Source organism: Enterobacter cloacae complex sp. ESBL7 (genome assembly GCF_041679625.1).
GTDB lineage: Bacteria > Pseudomonadota > Gammaproteobacteria > Enterobacterales > Enterobacteriaceae > Enterobacter > Enterobacter asburiae_B.
Genome location: NZ_JBGORN010000002.1, coordinates 175,004 through 192,024, shown reverse-complemented (window position 1 = coordinate 192,024; position 17,021 = coordinate 175,004). Strand labels below are relative to the sequence as shown.

Here is a 17,021-nt window from a genome sequence, read left to right as displayed (position 1 = left end):
TAATCCCCTTTCAAAATTATGGTTTTTCCTCATTTGATAAACCTGACGGATAGCTGGTCAATACGCGCCAGGTTTTTTATCATGGTTCTTTCCCGTTTTCCCAGGTCTACTCGTGCACGAAATATTCACTATGCTGCTGGCGGTTTTTGACCGCGCGGCATTAATGCTGATTTGCCTGTTCTTCCTCATTCGCATTCGCCTGTTTCGCGAGCTGCTGCACAAATCAGCCCACTCGCCAAAAGAGCTGCTGGCCGTTACCGCCATCTTTTCGCTGTTCGCCCTGTTCAGCACCTGGTCCGGCGTGCCGGTAGAGGGTTCGCTGGTTAACGTGCGCATTATCGCCGTCATGTCCGGCGGGATTTTGTTTGGTCCGTGGGTGGGCGTTATCACCGGCCTGATTGCCGGGACGCACCGCTATCTGATTGATATCGGTGGCGTAACGGCGGTGCCGTGCTTTATCACCAGCATTATCGCCGGGGTGCTTTCCGGCTGGATCAGCCGCAAAATCCCGAAAAAACAGCGCTGGCGCGCCGGGATCGTCGCAGGCATGGTGTGCGAAACGCTGACCATGATCCTGGTCGTCGTCTGGGCACCCACCACCGCGCTGGGGCTGGATATCGTCTCGAAAATCGGTATTCCGATGATCCTGGGCAGCGTGTGCATCGGTTTTATCGTGCTGCTGGTGCAAAGCGTTGAAGGGGAAAAAGAGGCCAGCGCCGCCCGTCAGGCCAAGCTGGCGCTGGATATCGCCAACAAAACGCTGCCGCTTTTCCGCCACGTTAACGCGGAATCGTTGCGTCAGGTCTGCGAGATCATTCGCCATGACATCCACGCTGACGCCGTCGCCATCACCAATATTGATCACGTGCTGGCCTACGTTGGCGTCGGGGAGCACAACTATCGCGACAACGATGACACCATAAGCCCGACCACCAGACAGGCGATTAACTACGGTAAAATCATTATTAAAAACAATGATGAAGCCCACCGAACGCCGGAAATTCACTCGATGCTGGTCATCCCGCTGTGGGAGAAAGGCGTCGTGACGGGCACGCTGAAAATTTATTACTGCCACGCGCATCAGATCACCTCGACGCTGCAGGAGATGGCCATCGGCCTGTCGCAGATAATCTCCACCCAGCTTGAGGTTTCGCGGGCGGAACAGCTGCGCGAGATGGCAAATAAGGCAGAACTGCGCGCGCTGCAGAGTAAAATTAATCCCCATTTCCTGTTTAACGCGCTGAACGCTATCTCCTCGTCCATTCGCCTTAATCCGGACACCGCGCGCCAGCTGATTTTTAACCTGTCGCGCTATCTGCGCTACAACATCGAGCTGAAAGATGACGAGCAGATCGACATCAAAAAAGAGCTTTATCAGATCAAGGACTACATCGCGATTGAGCAGGCCCGCTTTGGCGACAAGCTCACGGTCATTTACGATATTGATGAAGAGGTCAACTGCGTGATCCCGAGCCTGCTTATCCAGCCGCTGGTCGAAAACGCGATTGTTCACGGTATTCAGCCCTGTAAAGGCAAAGGCGTCGTCACCATTAGCGTCACCGAAAGCGGCAACCGGGTGCGGATTGCCGTGCGCGATACCGGCCACGGGATTGATCCAAAAGTCATTGAGCACGTGGAGTCTAACGAGATGCCGGGGAATAAAATCGGTCTGCTGAACGTGCACCACCGGGTCAAGCTGCTTTACGGCGACGGTCTGCATATTCAACGTCTTGAGCCGGGTACCGAAATTGCTTTTTACGTCCCGAATGAGCGCTCGCGCGCGCATACGACGACATCACTGTTGCCCCAGGTGGAGTAACCCATGAAAGTTATCATCGTAGAAGATGAATTCCTGGCTCAGCAGGAGCTCACCTGGCTTATCAAAACCCACAGCCAGATGGAGATTGTGGGCACGTTTGATGATGGTCTGGACGTGCTGAAATTTTTGCAGCATAACCGGGTCGATGCGATTTTCCTGGATATCAATATCCCGTCGCTGGATGGCGTATTGCTGGCGCAAAACATCAATCAGTTTGCCCATAAGCCGTTTATTGTGTTCGTTACCGCCTGGAAAGAGCACGCCGTAGAGGCCTTCGAGCTGGAGGCGTTTGACTATATTCTTAAGCCTTATCAGGAGTCGCGAATTGTCAGCATGCTGCAAAAGCTGGAGGCCGCATGGCAGCAGCAGACCGCTCCCGCTAGCGCCACCCCAATGGTACGGGAAAACGACACCATTAATCTGGTCAAAGATGAGCGCATCATCGTGACGCCGGTCAACGATATCTATTACGCCGAAGCGCACGAAAAGATGACGTTTGTCTATACGCGGCGGGAATCGTACGTGATGGCGATGAACATTACCGAATTCTGCAGCAAGCTGCCGACAGCACACTTTTTCCGCTGCCACCGGTCGTTTTGCGTAAATTTAAACAAAATCCGCGAGATCGAACCGTGGTTTAACAACACCTACATTTTGCGTCTGAAGGATCTGGATTTTCAGGTGCCGGTAAGCCGCAGCAAGGTGAAAGAGTTTCGTCAGCTGATGCACCTGTAAAGAAAAGGCCCTCTCCTGCGGGAGAGGGCTCTGCATCAGAGGATTTGACCGAGAACCTGACGCAGATGGGCCCCGGAACCCAGCAGTCCTGGATTGTCATGCACGATCAGATAAACCGGAATGTCCTGCACGTAGCTTCTGAAACGCCCTTTATCTTCAAACCCGCCGCGGAAGCCCGAGGCTTTAAAGAAGTCGAGGAAGCGCGGTACGATCCCGCCCGCGATATAGACTCCACCGAAGGTGCCCAGCGTCAGCGCCAGGTTGCCGCCGAAACGTCCCATGATCACGCAGAACAGCGACAGGGCACGACGGCAGTCAATGCAGCTGTCCGCCAGCGCGCGTTCGGTGACGTCTTTCGGCTGCAGGTTTTCCGGCAGACGACCGTCTGATTTCACAATCGCGCGGTACAGATTCACCAGCCCCGGACCTGAAAGGACGCGCTCGGCGGAGACGTGGCCGATCTCAGCGCGTAACTCTTCGAGGATAATGCCCTCTTCTTCGCTGTTTGGCGCAAAGTCTACGTGGCCGCCTTCACCCGGCAGGCTCACCCAGCGCTGAGCAACATGCACCAGATGCGACACGCCGAGGCCTGTACCGGCCCCGTAAACCGCAATCGGCTTGCCTTCGACCGGTTCAGCGCCGCCAAACTGGATCAGATGCTCTGGCTTCAGCATTGGGATCGCCATGGACACCGCGGTAAAGTCATTGATGATTTCAAGATGGGAAAAACCGAGGTTTTTTTTCATCTCGGCGATGGAGAATGCCCAGGTATGGTTGGTCATTGCGACCCAGTCACCGGTTATCGGGCAGGCTATCGCGATGCAGCCGTCTTCAACGCTCACCTGATGCTCTTCCAGATAGACGCGGACAACGGCCTCAAGGCTTGGATAATCCAGCCCGGAATAGGTTTTCGCCCGGGAAATCTCACCGCTACTAACATCGCACAATGCGAGGCGCGCGTTCGTGCCGCCCACATCACCTACCAAAGCATACTTTGTCATTCTTCTACTGCTCCGCTAAAGTCAAAATAAATCTTTGGGACACTGTAAATTCAAGGCGTGATAACAACAACGGCCATAAGGTGAATGCCCATGGATTATCGATCTTCGTCACAGAATAACTTTACCGTTTCAGCACCTTTTGCACTATTGCCATAAAGCTTAATGTGCAAAGTAACGTAATACCGTTTTGTACAAGGAAATCATCATGCTCCACCCGCGAGCCAGAACCATGCTGTTGCTGGCAATTCCGGCGCTAATTATTGGCGTGGCCTCAAGTCTGGTGCTCATTGTCGTGATGAAAGTCGCGTCGGTGCTGCAAGCCATGTTATGGACAGCGCTTCCGACAAAACTGGGGGTCAATGCTGATTCCCCTGCCTGGATCGTTGTGATGCTGACGTTAACCGGTATTGCGGTAGGCCTGGTGATCCGTTTCAGTCCCGGCCATGCCGGCCCCGATCCGGCGCAGGAACCGCTGATTGGCGCCCCGGTTCCCCCTTCGGCACTGCCCGGACTGCTCATTGCGTTGATTATCGGTCTGGCCGGCGGCGTCAGCCTGGGGCCGGAGCATCCGATTATGGCGGTGAATATTGGCCTGGCGGTTTTCCTCGGTTCACGCATTTTGCCCCGCGTCGGCGCGCTGGACTGGACCATCCTCGCCTCCGCAGGCACCATCGGGGCACTTTTCGGCACGCCCGTCGCTGCCGCACTGATCTTTTCTCAGACGCTCAGCGGCAATAACGACGTCCCGCTGTGGGATAAACTCTTTGCTCCGCTGATGGCAGCAGCCGCCGGCGCGCTGACGACCAGCCTGTTTTTCCATCCCCACTTCTCACTCACCCTCCCCCACTATGGGCAAATGCAGATAGCCGATATTTTCAGCGGCGCCATCGTCGTCGCGATCGCCATCGCGCTGGGAATGGTAGCGGTATGGTGTCTTCCTCGCCTGCACCGGCTGATGCATAAACTCAAACACCCGGTGTTAGTTCTGGGGGCTGGTGGTTTGATCCTCGGTATTTTAGGGGCAATCGGCGGGACGGTGACGTTGTTCAAAGGTCTGGATGAGATGCAGCAGCTGGCCTTCAGCCAGGTGTTTAGCGTCTCCGACTATCTGCTGTTTGCCGTGATTAAGCTGGCCGCGCTGGTGGTGGCTGCAGCCTGCGGTTTTCGCGGTGGACGCATCTTCCCGGTGGTCTTTGTCGGTGTAGCGCTGGGGCTGATGTTGCACGAACACGTCGATGCGGTGCCTGCGGCCATTACCGTCTCCTGCTCTATTCTGGGGCTGGTTCTGGTGGTCACGCGCGACGCCTGGCTCAGCCTGTTTATGGCGGCGGTAGTGGTACCCGATTCGACGCTTTTCCCCCTGCTCTGTATCGTGATGTTGCCCGCCTGGCTCCTGCTGGCGGGCAAACCGATGATGATGGCCTGGCGAAACGACAAGTAATCAGGCGCTATTGCGCGCTTCCAGCGCTTTAGTAATCGCCCCCAGCAGCGGCGGGATATCGGCTTTCGGCAGCATCACCTCAATTAGCGAGAGCCGCTCGTGGTGCGCCACTTTCTCAAGGACATCCGCCAGCTGCTCCGCTTCACTGACCCGCCAGCACTGGGCCTGAGGATCAAGGCTCAGGGCCTGCGGGATTTGCGTCCAGTTCCATAGCGCAATGTCGTTATATCGCTGTTCCGGCCCGTGAATCGCTCTTTCCACCGTGTACCCTTCGTTGTTAAGGACCAGAATGATCGGGTGTTGTTTATCCCGCAGCATCGAGCCAAGCTCCTGGATGGTGAGCTGCGCCGCGCCATCCCCCGTCAGCACAATCACGCGCCGGTTTGGGCAGGCGGTTTGCGCACCAAACGCTGCGGCCAGGGTGTAGCCGATCGATCCCCACAGCGGCTGGACGATAAAATTCACATCAGCCGGAAGACGAAGGTCGATCGCGCCGAAGGCCGAGGTGCCTTGATCCGCAAGGATGATGTCTCCAGGGCGGATAAACGTCTGCAACGTTTTCCAGAAATTCTCCTGCGTCAGCGAGCCATCCGGCTGCGGATATTCCATCGCGCTTTGAGACGACGGTACCGGCGCATCGTGCACGTGCAGTTTACACAGCTCTACCAGCGTTTCGATTGCCTGAAGCATGGGGATGCCGGTAAACCAGACGTCACCGACGCGTGACGCATGAGGCTGAACTTCAATTGTTTGTGACGGGGTTAGCTGATGCGTGAAGCCGGCGGTCAGGGTATCGGTAAATCGCGTCCCGATGCACAGCACCGTGTCTGCCCCTTCAATCGCCTCTTTTACCGCACCGGCGCTCGCCGAACCGCTGTAGGTGCCGTAAAAACCGGCGTGACGCTCGTCAAATATGCCTTTACCCATCAGCATGGTGGCGTGTGCCATCGGCACGTCCTTGACCCACTTCTGTAGGGCATGCTTCAGGCCATGGCGCAGGACAAGGAAATCGGCCAGCAGCGCAGTACGCTTGCTCATGGCCAGCCTGTTCTCAGCGGCATCCCGGAACGCTTTCAGGCAGGCGCTATCGGCATGCGCGTGTTTGAGAGTGAGAGCGTTTACAGGAGGCGTGGCGGCTTTTTTTGCCACATCCGCAGGCAGCATCAGATAGCCGGGGCGACGCTCCCGGAGCATGGTAGTTAATACCCGGTCAATCTCGTAACAGGCGTTTTGTTCGGTCAGGATCGCCTGTGCAACGGTGATCGGTTCGCTCATATGGTAAAAATGACGAAACTCACCGTCGCCCAGCGTATGGTGCAGCAGCTCCCCTCTTTGCTGTGACGCCGTACCCGGCGCGCCCACAATATGCAGTACCGGAACGTGCTCAGCGTAGCTGCCCGCAATGCCGTTCATCGCACTTAACTCTCCTACGCCAAATGTCGTCAGCAGCGCGGCAAAGCCCTTACATCGGGCGTATCCGTCCGCGGCATAGGAGGCGTTTAACTCGTTGGCACAGCCCACCCAACAGATATCCGGGCTGTCTATCACATGGTCGAGAAACTGCAGGTTATAGTCGCCCGGCACGCCAAACAGATGATCGGCTCCACAATCCGTAAGACGGTCCAGCAGGTAATCGGCGACGCAGTATGGGGTACGCATGAACAGGTATCCTTCTAATGTTGACCTCACCTTGAGTATTAAATAAGCGTGATGACTGTCCAGAATTGGCGATAAGAAGATCATGGAAAGAATGCTTTACAAAAAAGGCTGCGCTATGCTGCTTTTTTGGCGTTAATGTAAACGCATACACTGATTTTTTCTTCAGCGCCAGAGGTCATGAGCATGGGTTATCAGCCGGACAAAAATCGTTATCGGACAATGGAGTATCGTCGCTGCGGGCAAAGCGGACTCAGGTTGCCCGCCATCTCGCTTGGGCTGTGGCATAACTTTGGCGACACCACGCTCATCGAAAACAGCCGTCAACTTTTACAGCGCGCGTTCGATCTGGGCATTACGCATTTCGACCTTGCCAACAACTATGGCCCGCCGCCGGGATCGGCCGAACGTAATTTCGGCCGTATTTTGCAGGAGGATTTCCTGCCCTGGCGCGACGAGCTGATCGTCTCTACCAAAGCAGGTTATACCATGTGGGATGGCCCTTACGGCGACTGGGGGTCACGCAAATATCTGCTGGCAAGCCTCGATCAAAGCCTGAAGCGCATGGGGCTGGAGTATGTGGATATCTTCTATCATCACCGTCCTGACCCACAAACGCCGCTGCTGGAAACCATGAAAGCGCTTGACCATGCGGTGCGCCAGGGAAAAGCCCTGTATGTCGGGTTATCCAACTACCCTGCAGAACTGGCCCGCAAGGCGATTGATATCCTTGACGATCTCGGTACGCCCTGCCTGATCCATCAGCCGAAATACTCCCTTTTTGAGCGTGCGCCGGAAGAGGGGCTGCTAAACGTGCTGCAGGAAAAAGGGGTCGGCTGCATTCCCTTCTCGCCGCTGGCCGGTGGACAACTGACCAACCGCTATCTGAACGGCATTCCGGCAGACTCACGCGCGGCAAGCGGCAGTCAGTTCCTGAACCCTGACCAGATCACCGAAGAGAAGCTGGAGAAGGTAAGAAAGCTGAACACCATGGCGGAAGAGCGCGGTCAGAAGCTGTCCCAGATGGCGCTGGCCTGGGTATTACGCCATGAGATCGTGACGTCAGTGCTGATTGGGGCAAGTAAAACGGCCCAGATTGATGATGCCGTGGGGATGCTGGAAAACCGCCATTTCTCTGCGGAAGAACTTGTCCGTATTGACACGATTCTGAACAGCTCAAAATAGAATCACTTTTAGCAAAAAGTGCTCTCGCTCAGGAATTCGGAGTTGAGGCGATGAAACGAGGCTTTACCAACTCGTAATATTGCGTTAACAGGCCCCACAAGGGCCCCGATCGTGAAGGAGAAAGAGTATGTTCAGGTCACTGATTCTTGCAGCGGTATTACTGGCTTCAGCCCCGCTGATCGCCAATGCGGGCGAAATCACCCTGTTGCCATCAGTAAAATTACAAATTGGCGATCGTGACGACTACGGCAGATACTGGGACGGTGGCTACTGGCGCGACCGTGACTACTGGAACCGTCACTATGAGTGGCGCGGAGACCGCTGGTGGAAACATGATAACGGCAGACACCGCGGCTGGTATAAAGACAACGCGTATGAGCGCGGCTACCGTGAAGGCTGGAACGATCGTGACGACCGTCGCGGCGGCTGGGATCGCGGCGGGAAAGGACGCGGCCACGGTCATGGCCACGGTCACCATTAATGCAAAAAGGAGCCTCCCGGCTCCTTTTTCTTTTAGAGCCCCAATGCGGTGCCAATAAGCAGCCACAGGTTCAGTGCCACTACCACCACCACGATTGCCCACCCGGTCCGTTTCACCAGCGTTGAGTTAACCAGTTCGCCCATCAGGGTTTTGTTGCTGGTAAAGATCAGCAGCGGCACCAGCGCCAGCGCGATACCAAAGCTCAGCAGCACCTGGCTCATGACCAGAATTCTCGTAGGATCAAGCCCCATCAGAATCACGATAAATGACGGGAGCATGGTGACGGAGCGACGAACCCACAGCGGAATATGGAAGCGGACAAACCCCTGCATCACCACCTGGCCTGCCAGCGTGCCCACTACCGTAGAAGAGAGACCGGCAGCCACCAGGCTGAGACCAAATATCGTGGCGGCAGCATGGCTCAGTAAGGGCTCCAGCGTGAGATAGGCCTGGTCGAGATCGGCAATACCGGTGTGGCCGTTAAAGTGGAAAGCGGCGGCTGCGGTAGCCATCATCGCCAGATTGACAAACCCCGCGATGGTCATGGCAATCGCCACGTCCCATTTGGTGGCGGAGTAACGCTCTTTGCGCGTTCCACCATGGAGATGCTGGGTCAGCGAGGAGTGCAGGTAAATCACATGCGGCATGATGGTCGCCCCCAATACCCCGGCGGCCAGGAACACCGCTTCCGAGGTTGGCAGGCTTGGTATTGCCATACCTTTACCGAGCTGCACCAGATTCGGCTGTGAGAAAATCAGCTCGACGATATAGGCCGCCGCGACAAACAGCAGCAGACCGCCGATAACCTTCTCCAGCGGCTTTTGACCCCGACGCTGCAGCATCAGGATCAGGAAAGTGGCAATCCCGGTCAGTACCGCCCCCTGCAACAGCGACACGCCCAGAATCAGCTTAAAGCCGATCGCTGCACCGATAAATTCAGCGAGGTCAGTGGCCATGGCGATAATTTCCGCCTGGACCCAATAGAGCCAGACGGCCGGACGCGGATAATGGTCGCGAATTTGCTCTGCCAGGTTTTTACCTGTGGCAATCCCCAGCTTTGCGGAGAGCATCTGAATCAGCATCGCCATCAGGTTAGCCCAGACGACCACCCACAGCAGCTTATAGCCGAAGCTGGCCCCGGCCTGAATATTGGTCGCAAAGTTACCTGGATCGATATAGCCAATGGCAGCGATGAACGCAGGTCCCATTAATGCGAACCGCAACTTGCGCGCGGCTCTGCCACTGCTACCCTCTACGCGACTGTTTGTCATTTCTGCCTCTGAAATATAGCCTTTGCTATGTTTAATGCTATCAAAATGAGAATGATTATCAAGATCATTTGTGATGTTTACAGTGATTTCTCTGATAGCTTTGAACGATAGACGGGCGGGTAAGTGGGGCGATCTAACAGAAACCGAAATCGCGCGCGCTTTTGTGAAGACTAGCACACAAACTTAACTTTTCACTCATTTACCTAACATAACAAAAATGTATTGTGGATCACTATTTTTGAGACTCGTCACAGGATGTAACTATAGTGTGTCCTCGATCTCGTTTTCTTTTCGCTTGTTACATAGAATGTGCACGAAAATTAAACCTGCCTCATATTTGGAGCAAATATGGACCGCGTCCTTCATTTTGTCCTGGCACTTGTTGTCGTTACTGCACTTGCATTGCTGGTCAGCACAGACCGCAAAAAAATTCGTATCCGTTATGTTGTCCAGCTGCTGGTCATTGAAGTTTTACTTGCGTGGTTCTTCCTGAACTCCAACGTAGGCCTCGGCTTCGTGAAAGGCTTCTCCGAAATGTTCGAAAAACTGCTCGGATTCGCCAATGAAGGGACCAACTTTGTCTTCGGTAAAATGAACGACGAAGGTCTGGCGTTCTTCTTCCTGAAGGTTCTCTGCCCTATCGTCTTCATCTCCGCGCTGATCGGTATCCTGCAGCACATCCGCGTTCTGCCGTTCGTTATTCGTGGAATTGGTTTCCTGTTATCCAAAGTGAACGGCATGGGCAAGCTGGAATCCTTCAACGCCGTCAGTTCCCTGATCCTCGGTCAGTCTGAGAACTTCATCGCGTATAAAGATATTCTCGGCAAAATGTCCCGCAACCGCATGTACACCATGGCGGCAACCGCAATGTCTACCGTTTCCATGTCTATCGTGGGCGCGTATATGACCATGCTGGAGCCAAAGTATGTTGTTGCAGCGCTGGTTCTGAACATGTTCAGCACCTTTATCGTTCTGTCGCTGATCAACCCGTACCGCGTTGACGCAAGCGAAGAGAACATTCAGATGTCAAACCTGCACGAAGGTCAGAGCTTCTTCGAAATGCTGGGTGAGTACATTCTGGCGGGCTTCAAAGTAGCGATTATCGTTGCCGCCATGCTGATCGGCTTCATTGCGCTGATTTCTGCACTGAACGCCCTATTCGCCGCGGTGCTGGGTATCTCCTTCCAGGGTATTCTGGGCTACATCTTCTACCCGGTTGCCTGGGTAATGGGTGTTCCGGCTCACGAAGCGCTGCAGGTGGGCAGTATCATGGCAACCAAACTGGTTTCTAACGAATTCGTTGCGATGATGGATCTGCAGAAAATTGCTAGCACGCTTTCTCCGCGCGCGGAAGGCATTCTGTCCGTGTTCCTGGTCTCCTTCGCGAACTTCTCGTCCATCGGGATTATCGCGGGCGCGATTAAAGGTCTGAACGAAGAACAGGGCAACGTGGTTTCTCGCTTTGGCCTGAAGCTGGTTTACGGCTCTACGCTGGTGAGCGTCCTGTCTGCTTCTATCGCGGCACTGGTACTCTAACGTTTAGCGTTAAACAAAAACCGGGAGCCTGGCTCCCGGTTTTTTTATGCCCGCAATTCTTCCAGCGGTTTGGGTTTGCCTATCAGGTAGCCCTGCAGGTAATCCACGCCGAAGCGAAGCAGCATCTCCCGCTGCGCCGGTGTTTCGACGTATTCCGCTACGACGCACAGCGATTTCGTCTTCGCCAGATTACACATCGACTGCACGATCATCGCATCCATATCATCGGTACAAATGTCTTTAATAAAGCAGCCGTCAATTTTAATGATGTCTGCCTGCAGGCGTCTGAGGCGCTCGTAGTTGGCGTAGCCGGTACCAAAATCATCTATAGCAATCCGGAAACCGTAATCCCGCAGTTGCTGAATATTGTGGATGCTGCTGCCTGAATTTGAGAAGGCCTGCTCTTCGGTAATCTCAATCACGACGGACTGAGGCGCAACGCCGTAGCGTTCAAAGAGCGCACAAATCTCGGACGCCACCTCTTTTTGCATCAGCGTAAGCGGCATCAGATTAACGGAGAAACGAGCGCCAGCCTGCGTTGAAGGGTGATCGCGCAGCCACAGCAGTAATTTCTCCATGACGCACATATCAAACCGGTGGCTGAGGTTGAACTGGGCAATCAACGGAATAAAGCGGTCAGGAGTGAAGATCTCGCCCTCGCTCTCCATACGCGCCAGAATTTCGTAGTAGCCGCTCCCGTCCTCCTTCTGGATCGGTTGCGCGTATAAATGGAACTGGCCCGCCTCCAGGGCATGCTTAATCCGCGCCAGCATCAGGACTCGCTCTGTCGTTTGCCCTGATGCCGCCTCGAGGCTATTCGTGAGCGCAAGCACGTTGTTTGCTGCTCCGCAGGATTGCTCGGCCAGCCAGCTCAGCTGCCCCAGCGTGTGGTGCAGTTTTTCGCCGTTTTCGACCATTCCCCAGGACGCACCGAATTCAATATCCAGCCCGGTGTTGTTCCAAAAAATCTTACGGCTGTTCAGTAGATCAACCATATGCTGGAGGCGCTCAGCGGTTCCCGGGCCCAGTAATACCAGCACAAGCTCGCTTCCGGGAAGCTGGAAGAGCGTCTCATCTTTTTGCAGGAGAGGCTGCAGCGACGTTGCGATCGTACGTTTGCAATGGACCCGCATGAGGATCCCATAGTGGCGGCTCAAAAATTCCAGGTTATCCATACGCAGAATGCTCACTTTTGCATCCGGGTGAATCTCAAGATAATCCTCCAGCGCACGAATATTGGGCAATCCGGTCAGCGGATCGGTGAGCGCCCTCCCCTGCCAGCCCCGCTTAAGCCACTCGCTGCGCTGATAAATGCGCGACATGTAAAGCAGACAGATCGCGAATGAGATAAGCACGGACAGAATAAAAGAGAGCGAATGGCCCGATTCCACCCCGTTAAGGAAGTTGTAGTTGTAGGTCAACAGCAGGAGCGCAGATACAGCCCACAGCAGAGAAATCAACGCATAGGTCAGTCGGCTTATCGCTAAGGTAAAAAGAATAAAAATCAGCGGCATCAAATAGCCCGCAATGACGGGAGATTCAAAAGGACCACATAAAATGACGAGAATGAAACTTAATAGCACCAGCCAGGCAAAAATATATAATGAATTCTTGTGAAAAAACACGGACTTCACGCTTCGTCGCCAGAAACTTATTGCATAACGAGGATTAATTATCATTCTTAACGGGTAATAGAACATCATGGTAAAAATCAATGCCGCACATATCAGGCTTTGTATATCCACAACGTTATAAATTACCGTCCCTTCGCCGAAAAAGGTCGAAATTGTCACCGGAAAATCAAACAAATAGCCCGCCAAATACATCGACAGCTTAATCCCTATTGGCACCATAAAACCGAGCCAGAATATCCGCAATCCGATGTGCTTGTTAGGGATGGAGTAGCGCCAACGCTTACCCAGCATAATGCGCAGAAGGCCGCACGCCGCGAACAACGCAAAGGTCTGACAGAACAGTAATACTGAATATTGTAGCGGTGCTAAATTTACATAGAATAAATTAGTGACAGTAAAACCTAACAAAATGGGAAGAATAGCCCTGCGCCCAAATAGCAGAATTACCGCCAGCATTACGCTTAAAGGTAACCATGCTAAATAAACGTCGTGACCATTAACAATTGCGCGGGGAGAGAGATAACGGGAGACAGGTACCGCAATCAGGCATAAAGCCAGAGCAATCATAAATATCTTTACATTATTGTAAGTTTTTCTATTCATTAACCTGGGCGTTATTTTCCGAGAGAATTATTGACCGGATGGATAATAGGTTTATTAATTGCGCGAATCAAGTTCAAGTCTATTTTTAGACTGGTTTATTGATGTCGATTGAGGTGAGGTACGGGAATACCTTCTTTTTGATAACAAAATACGGTGGCGGGTGTTACAAACACATAAAAAAAACCCTCGTCTTTTGACGAGGGTTTACAATTTTGGTGGAGCTAAGCGGGATCGAACCGCTGACCTCTTGCATGCCATGCAAGCGCTCTCCCAGCTGAGCTATAGCCCCACATGTGACTTTACTGACCGCACTCTGTTGGGTTCAGAGTTTGGTGGAGCTAAGCGGGATCGAACCGCTGACCTCTTGCATGCCATGCAAGCGCTCTCCCAGCTGAGCTATAGCCCCATCGTAAAGCTGTCATGTTGACGGGCGGCATAATATGAATTCCACCGCGGAGTGTCAACGGCAAAATCAATCCCAGCCATTCAATCGCCGAAAATTCATGCAAATGAATCACTTTGCGAGCCTGCTCGCAGTCAGGAGTTAAGCCTGTCACGTTTTCACGTAAAACGGTGCTATAAAATGAGCCGTTAATTAACCCCACTGATATTCAGGAAATTGCATGATCAAGGAACGAATGACGCCAGAAGAGTTAGCCCTCCTCACTGGCTATAGCCGCCAGACCATCAATAAATGGGTACGCAAAGAGGGTTGGATTACATCACCAAAACCAGGCGTCCAGGGCGGGAAAGCTCGCCTGGTACATGTGAACGAAAAAGTCCGTGACTTTATCCGCAGCGCACGTCGGGCAACTGAAACGTCCGAACTGCCAGAAGGCGTCAGTCATGATAGTTCGCTTCACACGCTGCTCCTGACGCTGGCCAATGAAATGACGCCGGAAGAGCAGAAGCAGATGACATCGCTGTTAATGCGGGAAGGGATTACCGGATTGTTGCAACGTTTAGGAATTCGCGATCAGAACTGATATGAAAAAATTACGCAGCAAAATGACCACGGAAGAGCTGGCGGAGAGTTTGGGCGTTGCCAGACAAACGGTTAATCGCTGGATACGCCAGCAGGGATGGAAAACCGAAGGCCTCAACGGCGTGAAGGGTGGTCGCGCGCGGCTCATTCATATTGATGCGCGCGTGAAGGAACATATTATGAGCCTTCCGGCGATCCGTAACCGTCAGGCGGTTTACCATCTCGCTGAGGTCACCGCTTCATACAGTGAACCCTCTTCAAACCTGTCTCCGGGCATTATTGAGACGCTGGAGAGTATGACTCAGCCAGAGCAGAGGCGTCTGGACGCCTTATTGAAACGCGAAGGCATACAAGGCTTTCTTACGCGGCTGGGAATCACGGAATAAAAGGCATAAAAAAACGGCAGGTTAACCTGCCGTTTTTTATCTAGGCGTAATTACTGCTGATTTTCGCGTTCAGCAATAAAGTCCAGCGCCTTGTTAATGCGCGCCACGCTGCGTGACTTGCCGATGGCGTGAACCGTCACATCCAGTGCCGGAGACTGACCCGCCCCGGTCACCGCAACGCGCAGTGGCATACCGACCTTACCCATACCGACTTCCAGCTCGTCTGCCGTCGCCTGAATGGCGTGATGCACATTCTCAGCGGTCCACTCGGTAAGGGCCGCCAGCTTGTCGCGCACCACTTCCAGCGGCTGACGCGCAACCGGACGGAGGTGTTTCTTCGCGGCGTCCGCGTCGAACTCTTCAAACTCTTCATAGAAGTAGCGGCAGCTTTCGGCAATCTCTTTCAGCGTTTTGCAGCGCTCACCGAGGAGTTTCACCAGATCCGCCAGCTCAGGGCCAGTGCGGGTATCAATATTTGCCTGCTCAATATGCCACTGCAGATACGTCGCCACATATTCTGGCTGCATGGTGTTGATGTAGTGATGGTTCAGCCACAGGAGCTTGTCGGTATTAAAGGCGCTCGCTGATTTGCTTACAGAGCTCAGAGAGAACAGTTCGATCATCTCTTCGCGACTGAAGATCTCCTGGTCACCGTGGGCCCAGCCCAGACGCACCAGATAGTTCAGCAGCGCTTCCGGCAGATAACCGTCGTCGCGATACTGCATAACGCTTACCGCACCGTGACGTTTAGACAGTTTTTTCCCGTCATCGCCGTTGATCATGGAGACGTGCGCATAAACTGGCACAGGGGCGTTCAGCGCCTTCAGGATGTTGATCTGACGTGGCGTATTGTTGATATGGTCTTCACCACGGACAACGTGAGTAATTTCCATATCCCAGTCGTCAACCACAACGCAGAAGTTGTAAGTTGGAGAACCGTCGGTACGACGGATGATCAGATCGTCCAGCTCCTGGTTGCTGAATTCAATTGGGCCACGGATCTGGTCGTCAAAGATCACCGAGCCCTCTTGCGGGTTAGCAAAACGCACCACGCAAGGCTCATCTGCAGCATGCTCGCTATGGTCGTGGCGGCAGCGGCCGTCATAACGCGGCTTTTCACCGTTCGCCATCTGCGCTTCACGCAGTTCATCCAGACGCTCTTTAGAGCAGTAGCACTTATACGCCGTGCCCGCGACCAGCATCTCATCAATGACGGCGTTATAGCGGTCAAAGCGTTTGGTCTGGAAGTAAGGACCTTCATCCCATTCCAGATTCAGCCAGTTCATCCCATCCATAATGGCTTCAATTGCTTCTGGCGTGGAGCGCTCAAGATCGGTGTCTTCAATACGCAGCACGAACTCACCTTTGTTGTGGCGTGCGAAAAGCCAGGAATAGAGAGCGGTACGTGCACCACCGACGTGCAGATAGCCTGTCGGGCTCGGCGCGAAGCGAGTTTTGATTTTCATGAAATGGCCTTACGTTATAAAGATGCCGGCAATCGGCAAATCCTGGGGAAAAAACGATGGGCAATATTCTATCACTGTGGGGGGATTCCTCAATGTTGATCCCTTTATCGTGACCGAGTTTGCGATTTTTGTTTAGAAATCATGCGCCATTGCCCGTTTCGCGATCGTTTTGTTTAATTTTACGACGAACGAATAAAAACTTTAGAAAATGCGTTGACTCATTTTCAACTCTCCCTATAATGCGACTCCACACAGCGGGGGTGATTAGCTCAGTTGGTAGAGCATCTCCTTTACACGGAGGGGGTCGGCGGTTCGAGCCCGTCATCACCCACCATCTACTTCGGTAGACTCGCAGTGTAGATAAGAATTGAGATTGGGCGATTAGCTCAGTTGGTAGAGCATCTCCTTTACACGGAGGGGGTCGGCGGTTCGAGCCCGTCATCGCCCACCATTCTCACCTTATCGCAGCAGTTCCGAAATGGGCGATTAGCTCAGTTGGTAGAGCATCTCCTTTACACGGAGGGGGTCGGCGGTTCGAGCCCGTCATCGCCCACCATTTCGGGTCGTTAGCTCAGTTGGTAGAGCAGTTGACTTTTAATCAATTGGTCGCAGGTTCGAATCCTGCACGACCCACCAATGTAGAAAGGCGCCCTAAAGGCGCCTTTTTGCTATCTGCAGTTTGTCCACTTCCGCCTTCCAGTACACTTTCACCGCATCATCAATACTGATTGTGTATCGATGTAACTCCCTGCCAGATATGGCAGTTTTGCTCAAGCTAATCCCGTTGGTGCCGATACCTCTGTTTTATAACGCGAGGAAAAA

General features: G+C 53.6%; 13 protein-coding genes and 6 tRNA genes. 12 read left to right on the top strand and 7 right to left on the bottom strand.

Going from position 1 to position 17,021, the window contains the following annotated elements; genetic code table 11:
- The first annotated feature begins 112 nt into the window (after positions 1 to 112).
- Together ACERY3_RS11055 and ACERY3_RS11050 are read left to right on the top strand one after the other, a co-directional pair.
- The gene (locus ACERY3_RS11055; RefSeq protein WP_373225625.1) at positions 113 to 1,819 is read left to right on the top strand and encodes a LytS/YhcK type 5TM receptor domain-containing protein; all 1,707 of its coding nucleotides are present in this window, start codon (positions 113 to 115) and stop codon (positions 1,817 to 1,819) included.
- 3 nt (positions 1,820 to 1,822) lie between these two features.
- Positions 1,823 to 2,554, top strand: a complete 732-nt coding sequence (locus tag ACERY3_RS11050; protein ID WP_045889204.1) for a LytTR family DNA-binding domain-containing protein — start codon at positions 1,823 to 1,825, stop codon at positions 2,552 to 2,554.
- A 35-nt stretch (positions 2,555 to 2,589) separates the two neighbouring features.
- On the opposite strand, the gene glk is transcribed toward ACERY3_RS11050, so the two are convergent.
- Positions 2,590 to 3,555 carry a glucokinase gene (glk, locus tag ACERY3_RS11045; RefSeq protein ID WP_023308713.1) on the bottom strand — a complete coding sequence of 322 codons (966 nt, stop codon included), beginning with the start codon at positions 3,553 to 3,555 and terminating at the stop codon, positions 2,590 to 2,592.
- A gap of 205 nt (positions 3,556 to 3,760) precedes the next feature.
- Between glk and ACERY3_RS11040 the strand changes: the two genes are divergently transcribed.
- The gene (locus tag ACERY3_RS11040; protein ID WP_045889205.1) at positions 3,761 to 4,996 is read left to right on the top strand and encodes an ion channel protein; all 1,236 of its coding nucleotides are present in this window, start codon (positions 3,761 to 3,763) and stop codon (positions 4,994 to 4,996) included.
- Here the strand turns inward: ACERY3_RS11040 and ipdC are convergent, their stop codons facing one another.
- Positions 4,997 to 6,655: an indolepyruvate decarboxylase gene (gene ipdC / locus ACERY3_RS11035; protein ID WP_221701993.1), complete on the bottom strand. Its 1,659-nt coding sequence runs from the start codon at positions 6,653 to 6,655 to the stop codon at positions 4,997 to 4,999. It lies immediately after the preceding gene.
- Positions 6,656 to 6,838: 183 nt separating this feature from the next.
- Here ipdC and mgrA point away from each other — a divergent pair, with 183 nt between their 5' ends.
- A complete protein-coding gene (mgrA, locus tag ACERY3_RS11030; protein WP_373225622.1) occupies positions 6,839 to 7,837 on the top strand; it encodes an L-glyceraldehyde 3-phosphate reductase in 999 nt (332 codons plus the stop codon).
- Between the two features lie 127 nt (positions 7,838 to 7,964).
- On the top strand, positions 7,965 to 8,318 hold the full coding sequence (locus ACERY3_RS11025; protein ID WP_023308717.1) for a DUF2502 domain-containing protein: 354 nt from the start codon (positions 7,965 to 7,967) through the stop codon (positions 8,316 to 8,318).
- A gap of 32 nt (positions 8,319 to 8,350) precedes the next feature.
- Here the strand turns inward: ACERY3_RS11025 and ACERY3_RS11020 are convergent, their stop codons facing one another.
- Positions 8,351 to 9,589, bottom strand: a complete 1,239-nt coding sequence (locus ACERY3_RS11020) for an Nramp family divalent metal transporter (RefSeq protein WP_033146141.1) — start codon at positions 9,587 to 9,589, stop codon at positions 8,351 to 8,353.
- Between the two features lie 348 nt (positions 9,590 to 9,937).
- On the opposite strand from ACERY3_RS11020, the gene ACERY3_RS11015 reads away from it, so the two are divergent.
- Entirely contained in the window at positions 9,938 to 11,125 is a 1,188-nt protein-coding gene (locus ACERY3_RS11015) for a NupC/NupG family nucleoside CNT transporter (protein WP_008501591.1), read from the top strand.
- 44 nt (positions 11,126 to 11,169) lie between these two features.
- Here the strand turns inward: ACERY3_RS11015 and ACERY3_RS11010 are convergent, their stop codons facing one another.
- The 3 genes from ACERY3_RS11010 to ACERY3_RS11000 all read right to left on the bottom strand — a co-directional run bounded on the left by ACERY3_RS11010 (position 11,170) and on the right by ACERY3_RS11000 (position 13,768).
- A complete protein-coding gene (locus ACERY3_RS11010; protein WP_373225619.1) occupies positions 11,170 to 13,362 on the bottom strand; it encodes an EAL domain-containing protein in 2,193 nt (730 codons plus the stop codon).
- 213 nt (positions 13,363 to 13,575) lie between these two features.
- Positions 13,576 to 13,651: transfer RNA gene (locus ACERY3_RS11005), tRNA-Ala, on the bottom strand.
- Between the two features lie 41 nt (positions 13,652 to 13,692).
- Positions 13,693 to 13,768: transfer RNA gene (locus tag ACERY3_RS11000), tRNA-Ala, on the bottom strand.
- Between the two features lie 217 nt (positions 13,769 to 13,985).
- Here ACERY3_RS11000 and ACERY3_RS10995 point away from each other — a divergent pair.
- Positions 13,986 to 14,348 (top strand): YfeC-like transcriptional regulator, encoded by a 363-nt coding sequence (locus tag ACERY3_RS10995; protein ID WP_033146143.1) that lies wholly within the window; start codon positions 13,986 to 13,988, stop codon positions 14,346 to 14,348.
- 1 nt (position 14,349) lies between these two features.
- The gene (locus ACERY3_RS10990; RefSeq protein WP_373225618.1) at positions 14,350 to 14,733 is read left to right on the top strand and encodes a YfeC-like transcriptional regulator; all 384 of its coding nucleotides are present in this window, start codon (positions 14,350 to 14,352) and stop codon (positions 14,731 to 14,733) included.
- Positions 14,734 to 14,783: 50 nt separating this feature from the next.
- Here ACERY3_RS10990 and gltX read toward each other — a convergent pair whose 3' ends face one another.
- Positions 14,784 to 16,199, bottom strand: coding sequence for a glutamate--tRNA ligase (gltX, locus tag ACERY3_RS10985; protein WP_033146145.1), 1,416 nt, complete (start codon positions 16,197 to 16,199; stop codon positions 14,784 to 14,786).
- A 258-nt stretch (positions 16,200 to 16,457) separates the two neighbouring features.
- On the opposite strand from gltX, the gene ACERY3_RS10980 reads away from it, so the two are divergent.
- The 4 genes from ACERY3_RS10980 to ACERY3_RS10965 all read left to right on the top strand — a co-directional run bounded on the left by ACERY3_RS10980 (position 16,458) and on the right by ACERY3_RS10965 (position 16,835).
- Positions 16,458 to 16,533: transfer RNA gene (locus tag ACERY3_RS10980), tRNA-Val, on the top strand.
- 41 nt (positions 16,534 to 16,574) lie between these two features.
- A tRNA-Val gene (locus ACERY3_RS10975) sits at positions 16,575 to 16,650 on the top strand.
- 29 nt (positions 16,651 to 16,679) lie between these two features.
- Positions 16,680 to 16,755: transfer RNA gene (locus ACERY3_RS10970), tRNA-Val, on the top strand.
- A gap of 4 nt (positions 16,756 to 16,759) precedes the next feature.
- Positions 16,760 to 16,835 (top strand) — tRNA-Lys (locus ACERY3_RS10965).
- Positions 16,836 to 17,021: the final 186 nt, after the last annotated feature.